General features: G+C 54.8%; 6 protein-coding genes, 2 tRNA genes and 3 rRNA genes. 8 read left to right on the forward strand and 3 right to left on the reverse strand.

Features of this window, described 5'->3' with window-relative positions; translation table 11 throughout:
• The first annotated feature begins 25 nt into the window (after positions 1-25).
• A complete protein-coding gene (locus tag ACA075_RS03340) occupies positions 26-301 on the forward strand; it encodes a hypothetical protein (protein ID WP_497297279.1) in 276 nt (91 codons plus the stop codon).
• A gap of 227 nt (positions 302-528) precedes the next feature.
• Here the strand turns inward: ACA075_RS03340 and ACA075_RS03345 are convergent, their stop codons facing one another.
• The 3 genes from ACA075_RS03345 to ACA075_RS03355 all read right to left on the reverse strand — a co-directional run bounded on the left by ACA075_RS03345 (position 529) and on the right by ACA075_RS03355 (position 2896).
• Positions 529-1110, reverse strand: coding sequence for an IMPACT family protein (locus ACA075_RS03345; protein WP_497297280.1), 582 nt, complete (start codon positions 1108-1110; stop codon positions 529-531).
• A 7-nt stretch (positions 1111-1117) separates the two neighbouring features.
• Positions 1118-1768: a TetR/AcrR family transcriptional regulator gene (locus tag ACA075_RS03350; protein WP_109627829.1), complete on the reverse strand. Its 651-nt coding sequence runs from the start codon at positions 1766-1768 to the stop codon at positions 1118-1120.
• A gap of 207 nt (positions 1769-1975) precedes the next feature.
• Positions 1976-2896 carry a LysR family transcriptional regulator gene (locus tag ACA075_RS03355; protein ID WP_219093837.1) on the reverse strand — a complete coding sequence of 307 codons (921 nt, stop codon included), beginning with the start codon at positions 2894-2896 and terminating at the stop codon, positions 1976-1978.
• A 137-nt stretch (positions 2897-3033) separates the two neighbouring features.
• Here ACA075_RS03355 and aptA point away from each other — a divergent pair, with 137 nt between their 5' ends.
• The 7 genes from aptA (at position 3034) to rrf (ending at position 11876) form a co-directional block, all read left to right on the forward strand.
• The gene (gene aptA, locus ACA075_RS03360; protein ID WP_219093839.1) at positions 3034-4383 is read left to right on the forward strand and encodes an omega-aminotransferase AptA; all 1350 of its coding nucleotides are present in this window, start codon (positions 3034-3036) and stop codon (positions 4381-4383) included.
• A 64-nt stretch (positions 4384-4447) separates the two neighbouring features.
• Positions 4448-5941: a CoA-acylating methylmalonate-semialdehyde dehydrogenase gene (locus tag ACA075_RS03365; protein WP_497297281.1), complete on the forward strand. Its 1494-nt coding sequence runs from the start codon at positions 4448-4450 to the stop codon at positions 5939-5941.
• Between the two features lie 627 nt (positions 5942-6568).
• Positions 6569-8107 (forward strand): 16S ribosomal RNA (locus ACA075_RS03370).
• A 161-nt stretch (positions 8108-8268) separates the two neighbouring features.
• Positions 8269-8345 (forward strand) — tRNA-Ile (locus tag ACA075_RS03375).
• A 27-nt stretch (positions 8346-8372) separates the two neighbouring features.
• Positions 8373-8448: transfer RNA gene (locus ACA075_RS03380), tRNA-Ala, on the forward strand.
• A gap of 249 nt (positions 8449-8697) precedes the next feature.
• Positions 8698-11589: ribosomal RNA gene (locus tag ACA075_RS03385) — 23S ribosomal RNA — on the forward strand.
• A 171-nt stretch (positions 11590-11760) separates the two neighbouring features.
• Positions 11761-11876, forward strand: a 5S ribosomal RNA gene (gene rrf, locus ACA075_RS03390).
• The 16S, 23S and 5S rRNA genes sit together here with 2 tRNA genes alongside, the layout of an rRNA operon.
• Positions 11877-11888: the final 12 nt, after the last annotated feature.

An 11888-nucleotide genomic window follows, 5' to 3' on the forward strand; every position in this document is an offset into this window, starting at 1 on the left:
GCTCGGGTCGATAGGAGTTATGCCTGTGGATAAAGCAATTTCCTGGCCATTGAGTCAGGAAAACCGAAAATCCTTGCTGGCAAAGGCATTGAGGGCGGGGTGTCGCCATCTTTCGATCCCCGATCAAGCACTACTTGGGGGCAAAGTGCTTGATCAGGCTCTGATTTTGCTCGCCGGGTATTGGTCAAAAAACGAGCAGCACGCTGCAACCTATGCCGGATATAGGGCAGCGCCAGCCATGAACGGGTTATCCACAGGTTGTTCCACAGTATTTGTGCGCAAGCCGAAAGCAAGGGCATAAGCACTGTGCGGCTATCTTCTAAAGGTGATAACCGGCGCTAACTGTTTGTTTTTTTCTTGGGATTAGTGGTTTGTGTGGAAAATTGGACGAAAAATGAGCAAAGCCAGCAAAGCCGCATGACAGAAGGGTTACAGCAGGATGTGCTCAGGTTATCCACAGCCGGGTGCACAGCAGATGTGGGCAAGTGAACAGGCTCGATGAAAGGGCAGTGAACGGTGTTGGTGCGATCAATGCTGCAACACGATGCGCCCGCGACTCAGGTCTGCGAGCTGAGTTTGCAGGGTCGTGATGTGCTCTTTGCCGATCGCCAATTGCAATTCCACGCCATTGGCGGTGAAGGTTTCTTCCACCACCAAACCGCCCGATTCCGCGACGCGCAGTTTCACCAGCGCCAACTCACCAAATGCACAGGCACAACTCACCGGCACCCGGCTGATCAGTTCGACTTTCGCCGCGCCTTGCAGGCACTTGTTCGCGCCGCCGCCATAGGCCCGGGCGAGGCCGCCGGTGCCCAATTGAATGCCGCCATACCAACGAATCACCAGCACCGCGACCTGATCGCAATCCTGCGCTTCGATGGCTGCCAGAATCGGTCGTCCTGCGGTGCCGCCCGGTTCGCCGTCGTCATTGCTGCGATATTGATCGCCGAGCTTCCAGGCCCAGCAGTTGTGCGAGGCATTCAAGTCGCTGTGCTGATCGATGAACGCTTGGGCTTCAGCTGCGCTTGCGATCGGCGCCGCGAAAGTGATGAAACGGCTTTTGCGAATCTCTTCGCGGTATTCGCAAAAACCGCTGAGGGTAAAAGGCATAAGTATCTTAGATAGCTGGCGTGAGGCCGCAGCCCTTGAGGATGATGCGGATCAGGTTGTTGCCGGCGTCTTCCATGTCTTGCTTGGTCAGCTTGGTGCGGCCGCTGACACGGCAGATCTGGGTGGCGAAGTCGGCGTAATGCTGAGTGCTACCCCACAGCAGGAAGATCAGGTTCACCGGGTCGACCGGGTCCATCTTGCCGGCGTCGATCCACGCCTGGAACACCGCCGCTCGCCCCTGGAACCAGGCGCGATAGTCCTGATTGAAATACTCGGTCAGGCATTCGCCGCCACTGATCACTTCCATGGCGAAGATCCGCGAGGCTTGCGGCTGGCGACGGGAGAATTCCATTTTGGCGCGGATATAACGCGTCAGCGCTTCGGCCGGATCATCCTCGGCAGTCAAGGTGTTGAAGGTGCTGTCCCACAACTGAAGGATGTTGCTCAACACCGCCACGTACAAACCGAGTTTGTTGGTGAAGTAATAATGCAGGTTTGCTTTGGGCAGCCCGGCATTCAGAGCGATGGTGTTCATGCTGGTGCCTTTGAACCCGTGACGGGCGAACTCGTCTTCGGCGGCTTTGATGATGGTCTCTTCGTTCTTCTGACGAATGCGGCTGGCGGGTTTGCCGCCGTGAGCGGGGACTTCAAAGGTCATAGGCACTTCCGGACAAGTGGATGGGTGTAGCCACTACGTTGATAGCGCACCCACAAGCTCCAGACAAGTCCTGACGCAATAAAACCTGAACACCACAATTCCTGTAGGCGCAGAGCTTTCTCGCGAACGCGGCGTGTCAGTCGACATTGATACAGCTGACACGCCGCCTTCGCGAGCAAGCTTCGCTCCTACCGGTTTCCACCACTTTCAACGTGTCGCGGCCAGGCTTTCGAGGAAGCTTTCCAGCACCAAATGCGGGCGGCGCCCCTTGCGCGTGACCGATGCGAGGCTCAGGTCATAAAAGCGCGCCTTGGGTTTCAGCGCCCGCAATCGACCTTGCTGCACCCAGAGGCTGGCGTAGTGGTCCGGCAAGTAGCCGATGAAGCGTCCGGTCAGGATCAGGAACGCCATGCCCTCACGGTCCGAGGCACTGGCGGTGCAATTGAGCGCCTGGTAATGGGCCTGGATTTCCGCGGGCAAACGGAAGGTCGGCGCGATGGCGTCCTGGCTATTGAGGCGCTCGTCATTCAGTTGTTTATCGTCGACATAAAACAACGGATGACCCACTGCGCAATACAGCAACGAGCGTTCGCTATAAAGCGGCTGATATTCCAGCCCCGACAGCGCGCTGGCTTGCGGCACCACACCGACATGCAATCGACCGTCGAGCACGCCTTGTTCGACTTCATTGGGCGCGATCATGCGGATCTGAATCTGCACGTCCGGCCCGCGTTCCTTCAGTTGTGCCAGGGCATGGGTGATGCGCATGTGGGGCAGGGTGACGAGGTTGTCGGTCAGGCCGATGGTCAATTCACCACGCAAGTGCTGGTGCAGACCGTTGACCTCGGTGCGGAAACTTTCCAGTGCACTTAATAGCTGCAACGCCGATTGATAGACCTCGCGACCTTCTTCGGTCAGGGAAAACCCGGCGCGACCGCGTTGGCATAAGCGCAGACCGAGGCGCTGTTCCAGATCGCTCATTTGCTGGCTGATGGCCGAGCGGCCGATCCCCAATACCGATTCCGCTGCCGAGAAGCCGCCGCACTCCACCACACTGCGAAAGATCCGAAGCAGGCGGATATCAAAGTCACTGACTTGCGCCAGTGGATCGGGGCGACGGCTGCTCATGCTCTAATACTCAAAGTTTAGTGGAGGGCTGACTGAACGTTAGAAGAGTTGGATTTCACCGACTTTATCCTCGTGGCAACTTAGCTGCAAGAACGCTTTTGATCTCTATGCCGCTTATGCTCTGCGAGGTTTTGCCCATGAACTTGCCCGAAAACGCCCGGTCTCCTTTGGCCAGCCAGCTCAAGCTCGATGCTCACTGGATGCCCTACACCGCCAACCGTAATTTCCAGCGCGATCCGCGACTGATCGTTGCGGCGGAGGGCAGTTGGCTGACGGACGACAAGGGGCGCAAGGTCTACGATTCGCTGTCGGGTCTGTGGACCTGCGGCGCCGGGCACACTCGCAAGGAAATCCAGGAAGCGGTCGCCAAGCAGTTGGGCACCCTCGATTACTCGCCAGGCTTCCAGTACGGCCACCCGTTGTCGTTTCAACTGGCCGAAAAAATCACTGACCTGACCCCGGGCAATCTGAATCACGTGTTCTTCACTGATTCGGGTTCCGAGTGCGCCGACACGGCGGTGAAGATGGTGCGTGCTTACTGGCGTCTTAAAGGCCAGGCCACCAAAACCAAAATGATCGGTCGTGCCCGTGGCTATCACGGCGTGAACATCGCCGGCACCAGCCTTGGCGGTGTGAACGGCAACCGCAAAATGTTCGGTCAGGCGATGATGGACGTTGATCACCTGCCGCACACGTTGCTGGCGAGCAATGCTTATTCCCGTGGCATGCCGACGGAGGGCGGCATCGCCCTGGCGGATGAACTGCTCAAGCTGATCGAGTTGCACGATGCTTCGAACATTGCAGCGGTGTTCGTCGAGCCAATGGCCGGTTCCGCTGGCGTGCTGGTTCCGCCGCAGGGTTATCTGAAGCGTCTGCGCGAAATCTGCGATCAGCACAATATCCTGTTGGTGTTCGACGAAGTGATCACCGGTTTCGGGCGTACCGGTTCGATGTTCGGTGCCGACAGCTTCGGCGTGACCCCGGACCTGATGTGCATCGCCAAGCAAGTCACCAACGGCGCGATCCCGATGGGCGCGGTGATTGCCAGCTCCGAGATCTACCAGACCTTCATGAACCAGGCGACGCCGGAGTACGCGGTGGAATTCCCGCACGGTTACACCTACTCCGCGCATCCGGTGGCTTGCGCCGCTGGCCTGGCCGCACTCGATCTGCTGCAAAAAGAAAACCTGGTGCAGAGCGTGGCCGAAGTCGCGCCACATTTCGAAAATGCGCTGCACGGCCTGAAGGGCTCGAAAAACATCATCGACATTCGTAACTACGGCCTGGCCGGTGCGATCCAGATCGCGCCGCGTGACGGCGACGCCATCGTGCGTCCGTTCGAAGCGGGCATGGCCTTGTGGAAAGCCGGGTTCTACGTGCGCTTTGGCGGCGACACCCTGCAGTTCGGCCCAACCTTCAACAGCAAGCCGCAAGACCTTGATCGTCTGTTCGACGCGGTCGGCGAAGTGCTGAACAAAATCGACTGATACCTCCTTCTATATAGAGGCGTCCTTTGACGGGCGCCTGTGGACAACTTTTCTGGAGCCCCGCATGAGCCTTATCCCGCATTTGATCAATGGCGAACTGGTGACCGAAGACGGTCGCACGGCCGACGTGTTCAACCCGTCTACCGGCCAGGTCATCCATAAGCTGCCGTTGGCCAGCCGCGATACCATTCAGAAAGCCATCGACTCGGCCAAGGCTGCATTCCCGGCCTGGCGTAATACGCCGCCGGCCAAACGTGCTCAGGTGATGTTCCGCTTCAAGCAATTGCTGGAGCAGAACGAAGCACGTATCGCCCAGTTGATCAGTGAAGAGCATGGCAAGACCCTGGAAGATGCTGCGGGCGAGTTGAAGCGCGGCATCGAGAACGTCGAATTCGCTTGCGCAGCGCCGGAAATCCTCAAGGGTGAGTACAGCCGTAACGTCGGTCCGAACATTGATGCCTGGTCGGACTTCCAGCCGTTGGGCGTGGTGGCGGGTATTACTCCGTTCAACTTCCCGGCCATGGTGCCGCTGTGGATGTATCCACTGGCGATCGTCTGCGGCAACTGTTTTATCCTCAAGCCGTCCGAGCGTGATCCAAGCTCGACGCTGTTGATCGCTCAACTATTGATCGAAGCCGGCCTGCCTAAAGGTGTGCTGAGTGTGGTGCACGGCGACAAGGCGGCAGTGGACGCGCTGATCGAAGCGCCGGAAGTCAAAGCGCTGAGTTTCGTTGGCTCGACGCCGATTGCCGAATACATCTACGCCGAAGGCACCAAGCGCGGCAAACGCGTCCAGGCACTGGGCGGCGCGAAGAACCATGCGGTGCTGATGCCGGATGCGGATCTGGACAACGCGGTCAGCGCACTGATGGGCGCGGCCTACGGTTCTTGCGGCGAGCGTTGCATGGCGATCTCGGTGGCCGTATGTGTGGGCGACCAAGTGGCGGATGCGTTGGTGGCCAAGTTGGTACCGCAAATCAAGGCGCTGAAAATCGGTGCGGGGACTTCTTGTGGGCTGGACATGGGGCCACTGGTTTCCGGGCAGGCTCGCGATAAGGTCAGTGGCTATATAGAAGACGGCGTTTCTTCGGGCGCGTCCCTGGTGGTTGATGGTCGTGGTTTGAGCGTTGCCGGTCATGAGGAAGGCTTCTTCCTGGGTGGCTGCCTGTTCGATAACGTCACGCCAGAGATGCGCATCTATAAAGAAGAGATCTTCGGGCCGGTGCTGTGTGTCGTTCGGGTCAACAGCCTGGAAGAGGCGATGCAACTGATCAACGATCATGAATATGGCAACGGCACCTGCATCTTCACCCGTGATGGGGAAGCGGCGCGGTTGTTCTGTGATGAGATCGAAGTCGGCATGGTCGGCGTCAATGTGCCGTTGCCGGTGCCGGTGGCTTATCACAGCTTCGGTGGCTGGAAGCGTTCGCTGTTTGGCGATCTGCATGCGTATGGCCCGGATGGTGTGCGTTTCTACACCCGTCGCAAGGCCATTACCCAGCGCTGGCCGCAGCGTGCGAGCCATGAAGCGTCGCAATTCGCATTCCCTAGTTTGTAAGTAAGAAGGGAAGAAGGCCGGCCCCTTGGGGCCGGCCTTCGCGTTTCAGCGGCTTTTTTGACCTATATGACAGAATTGTGAAAATAGGTGTTGACGGCAGATTCTGGAAGTCTATAATTCGCCCCACTTCCGGCGCAGTCGAAACGGAAAACTCCTTGGTAAACAAAGAGTTACGCAGTTTTCGACAGCGAGTTGCTTCAGGTCATCGAAGCCCAGAAGGAGTTGATCAGGCAGGTTTGTTTGGCTTGATTGACGATTCGATCTTCTCGGTCGAAAGCGGAGAAAAAGAGGTGTTGACAGCAGCGAGTAACGCTGTAGAATTCGCCTCCCGCTAACGAGAGATCGGAAGCGCAAGTGGTTGAAGTTGCAAAGGAAACTTTGAAAACTTCTGAAAATAACCGCTTGACAGCAACAGAGGCTGCTGTAGAATGCGCGCCTCGGTTGAGACGAAAGATCTTAACCAACCGCTCTTTAACAACTGAATCAAGCAATTCGTGTGGGTGCTTGTGGAGTCAGACTGATAGTCAACAAGATTATCAGCATCACAAGTTACTCCGCGAGAAATCAAAGATGTAACCAACGATTGCTGAGCCAAGTTTAGGGTTTCTTAAAAACCCAAAGATGTTTGAACTGAAGAGTTTGATCATGGCTCAGATTGAACGCTGGCGGCAGGCCTAACACATGCAAGTCGAGCGGCAGCACGGGTACTTGTACCTGGTGGCGAGCGGCGGACGGGTGAGTAATGCCTAGGAATCTGCCTGGTAGTGGGGGATAACGCTCGGAAACGGACGCTAATACCGCATACGTCCTACGGGAGAAAGCAGGGGACCTTCGGGCCTTGCGCTATCAGATGAGCCTAGGTCGGATTAGCTAGTTGGTGAGGTAATGGCTCACCAAGGCGACGATCCGTAACTGGTCTGAGAGGATGATCAGTCACACTGGAACTGAGACACGGTCCAGACTCCTACGGGAGGCAGCAGTGGGGAATATTGGACAATGGGCGAAAGCCTGATCCAGCCATGCCGCGTGTGTGAAGAAGGTCTTCGGATTGTAAAGCACTTTAAGTTGGGAGGAAGGGCATTTACCTAATACGTAAGTGTTTTGACGTTACCGACAGAATAAGCACCGGCTAACTCTGTGCCAGCAGCCGCGGTAATACAGAGGGTGCAAGCGTTAATCGGAATTACTGGGCGTAAAGCGCGCGTAGGTGGTTTGTTAAGTTGGATGTGAAATCCCCGGGCTCAACCTGGGAACTGCATTCAAAACTGACAAGCTAGAGTATGGTAGAGGGTGGTGGAATTTCCTGTGTAGCGGTGAAATGCGTAGATATAGGAAGGAACACCAGTGGCGAAGGCGACCACCTGGACTGATACTGACACTGAGGTGCGAAAGCGTGGGGAGCAAACAGGATTAGATACCCTGGTAGTCCACGCCGTAAACGATGTCAACTAGCCGTTGGGAGCCTTGAGCTCTTAGTGGCGCAGCTAACGCATTAAGTTGACCGCCTGGGGAGTACGGCCGCAAGGTTAAAACTCAAATGAATTGACGGGGGCCCGCACAAGCGGTGGAGCATGTGGTTTAATTCGAAGCAACGCGAAGAACCTTACCAGGCCTTGACATCCAATGAACTTTCCAGAGATGGATTGGTGCCTTCGGGAACATTGAGACAGGTGCTGCATGGCTGTCGTCAGCTCGTGTCGTGAGATGTTGGGTTAAGTCCCGTAACGAGCGCAACCCTTGTCCTTAGTTACCAGCACGTAATGGTGGGCACTCTAAGGAGACTGCCGGTGACAAACCGGAGGAAGGTGGGGATGACGTCAAGTCATCATGGCCCTTACGGCCTGGGCTACACACGTGCTACAATGGTCGGTACAGAGGGTTGCCAAGCCGCGAGGTGGAGCTAATCCCAGAAAACCGATCGTAGTCCGGATCGCAGTCTGCAACTCGACTGCGTGAAGTCGGAATCGCTAGTAATCGCGAATCAGAATGTCGCGGTGAATACGTTCCCGGGCCTTGTACACACCGCCCGTCACACCATGGGAGTGGGTTGCACCAGAAGTAGCTAGTCTAACCTTCGGGAGGACGGTTACCACGGTGTGATTCATGACTGGGGTGAAGTCGTAACAAGGTAGCCGTAGGGGAACCTGCGGCTGGATCACCTCCTTAATCGACGACATCAGCTGCTCCATAAGTTCCCACACGAATTGCTTGATTCATTGAAGAAGACGATAAGAAGCAGCCCTAACAGGTTGTAGCTTAGTTGGTTGGAGCGCACCCCATGCTCTGTGGTAAAGAGCAGGGTGAGGTCGGCCTTAAAGCTCGAAATTGGGTCTGTAGCTCAGTTGGTTAGAGCGCACCCCTGATAAGGGTGAGGTCGGCAGTTCGAATCTGCCCAGACCCACCAATTTTGTGTGGGAACCTGTAGAAATACGGGGCCATAGCTCAGCTGGGAGAGCGCCTGCCTTGCACGCAGGAGGTCAACGGTTCGATCCCGTTTGGCTCCACCACTACTGCTTCTGTTTGTTGAAAGCTTAGAAATGAGCATTCCATTGTGATGATGGTGAATGTTGATTTCTAGTCTTTGGCTAGATCGTTCTTTAAAAATTTGGGTATGTGATAGAAAGATAGACTGAACGTTACTTTCACTGGTAACGGATCAGGCTAAGGTAAAATTTGTGAGTTGCTCTTAATTGAGTATTATCGAATTTTCGGCGAATGTCGTCTTCACAGTATAACCAGATTGCTTGGGGTTATATGGTCAAGTGAAGAAGCGCATACGGTGGATGCCTTGGCAGTCAGAGGCGATGAAAGACGTGGTAGCCTGCGAAAAGCTTCGGGGAGTCGGCAAACAGACTTTGATCCGGAGATGTCTGAATGGGGGAACCCAGCCATCATAAGATGGTTATCTTAAGCTGAATACATAGGCTTAAGAGGCGAACCAGGGGAACTGAAACATCTAAGTACCCTGAGGAAAAGAAATCAACCGAGATTCCCTTAGTAGTGGCGAGCGAACGGGGACTAGCCCTTAAGTGGCTTTGAGATTAGCGGAACGTTCTGGAAAGTACGGCCATAGTGGGTGATAGCCCTGTACGCGAAAATCTCTTAGTCATGAAATCGAGTAGGACGGAGCACGAGAAACTTTGTCTGAATATGGGGGGACCATCCTCCAAGGCTAAATACTACTGACTGACCGATAGTGAACTAGTACCGTGAGGGAAAGGCGAAAAGAACCCCGGAGAGGGGAGTGAAATAGATCCTGAAACCGTATGCGTACAAGCAGTGGGAGCCCACTTTGTTGGGTGACTGCGTACCTTTTGTATAATGGGTCAGCGACTTATTTTCAGTGGCGAGCTTAACCGAATAGGGGAGGCGTAGCGAAAGCGAGTCTTAATAGGGCGTCTAGTCGCTGGGAATAGACCCGAAACCGGGCGATCTATCCATGGGCAGGTTGAAGGTTGGGTAACACTAACTGGAGGACCGAACCGACTACCGTTGAAAAGTTAGCGGATGACCTGTGGATCGGAGTGAAAGGCTAATCAAGCTCGGAGATAGCTGGTTCTCCTCGAAAGCTATTTAGGTAGCGCCTCATGTATCACTGTAGGGGGTAGAGCACTGTTTCGGCTAGGGGGTCATCCCGACTTACCAAACCGATGCAAACTCCGAATACCTACAAGTGCCGAGCATGGGAGACACACGGCGGGTGCTAACGTCCGTCGTGAAAAGGGAAACAACCCAGACCGTCAGCTAAGGTCCCAAAGTTATGGTTAAGTGGGAAACGATGTGGGAAGGCTTAGACAGCTAGGAGGTTGGCTTAGAAGCAGCCACCCTTTAAAGAAAGCGTAATAGCTCACTAGTCGAGTCGGCCTGCGCGGAAGATGTAACGGGGCTCAAACCATACACCGAAGCTACGGGTATCACTTAGGTGATGCGGTAGAGGAGCGTTCTGTAAGCCTGTGAAGGTGAGTTGAGAAGCTTGCTGGAGGTATCAGAAGTGCGAATGCTGACATGAGTAACGACAATGGGTGTGAAAAACACCCACGCCGAAAGACCAAGGTTTCCTGCGCAACGTTAATCGACGCAGGGTTAGTCGGTCCCTAAGGCGAGGCTGAAAAGCGTAGTCGATGGAAAACAGGTTAATATTCCTGTACTTCTGGTTATTGCGATGGAGGGACGGAGAAGGCTAGGCCAGCTTGGCGTTGGTTGTCCAAGTTTAAGGTGGTAGGCTGGAATCTTAGGTAAATCCGGGATTCTAAGGCCGAGAGCTGATGACGAGTGTTCTTTTAGAACACGAAGTGGTTGATGCCATGCTTCCAAGAAAAGCTTCTAAGCTTCAGGTAACCAGGAACCGTACCCCAAACCGACACAGGTGGTTGGGTAGAGAATACCAAGGCGCTTGAGAGAACTCGGGTGAAGGAACTAGGCAAAATGGCACCGTAACTTCGGGAGAAGGTGCGCCGGTGAGGGTGAAGCATTTACTGCGTAAGCCCATGCCGGTCGAAGATACCAGGCCGCTGCGACTGTTTATTAAAAACACAGCACTCTGCAAACACGAAAGTGGACGTATAGGGTGTGACGCCTGCCCGGTGCCGGAAGGTTAATTGATGGGGTTAGCTAACGCGAAGCTCTTGATCGAAGCCCCGGTAAACGGCGGCCGTAACTATAACGGTCCTAAGGTAGCGAAATTCCTTGTCGGGTAAGTTCCGACCTGCACGAATGGCGTAACGATGGCGGCGCTGTCTCCACCCGAGACTCAGTGAAATTGAAATCGCTGTGAAGATGCAGTGTATCCGCGGCTAGACGGAAAGACCCCGTGAACCTTTACTATAGCTTTGCACTGGACTTTGAATTTGCTTGTGTAGGATAGGTGGGAGGCTTTGAAGCGTGGACGCCAGTTCGCGTGGAGCCAACCTTGAAATACCACCCTGGCAACTTTGAGGTTCTAACTCAGGTCCGTTATCCGGATCGAGGACAGTGTATGGTGGGTAGTTTGACTGGGGCGGTCTCCTCCTAAAGAGTAACGGAGGAGTACGAAGGTGCGCTCAGACCGGTCGGAAATCGGTCGTAGAGTATAAAGGCAAAAGCGCGCTTGACTGCGAGACAGACACGTCGAGCAGGTACGAAAGTAGGTCTTAGTGATCCGGTGGTTCTGTATGGAAGGGCCATCGCTCAACGGATAAAAGGTACTCCGGGGATAACAGGCTGATACCGCCCAAGAGTTCATATCGACGGCGGTGTTTGGCACCTCGATGTCGGCTCATCACATCCTGGGGCTGAAGCCGGTCCCAAGGGTATGGCTGTTCGCCATTTAAAGTGGTACGCGAGCTGGGTTTAGAACGTCGTGAGACAGTTCGGTCCCTATCTGCCGTGGACGTTTGAGATTTGAGAGGGGCTGCTCCTAGTACGAGAGGACCGGAGTGGACGAACCTCTGGTGTTCCGGTTGTCACGCCAGTGGCATTGCCGGGTAGCTATGTTCGGAATAGATAACCGCTGAAAGCATCTAAGCGGGAAACTAGCCTCAAGATGAGATCTCACTGGGACCTTGAGTCCCCTGAAGGGCCGTCGAAGACTACGACGTTGATAGGTTGGGTGTGTAAGCGCTGTGAGGCGTTGAGCTAACCAATACTAATTGCCCGTGAGGCTTGACCATATAACACCCAAGCAATTTGCTTGCTTTGAGCCCAAAAGCGAAAGAGCACCAGATTGCGGTGTGTGAAGACGAAATGAACCGAAAGTTCGACTGTTCACAAACACCGAGATCTATCACATACCCATTCGCTGGAGCGTGCGCCGTAAGGCAAACGACCTGGCTACCGAATTTCTTGACGACCATAGAGCATTGGAACCACCTGATCCCATCCCGAACTCAGCAGTGAAACGATGCATCGCCGATGGTAGTGTGGGGTTTCCCCATGTGAGAGTAGGTCATCGTCAAGATTAAATTCCGAA

The sequence above is a fragment of the Pseudomonas sp. LBUM1663 genome (assembly GCF_059695905.1).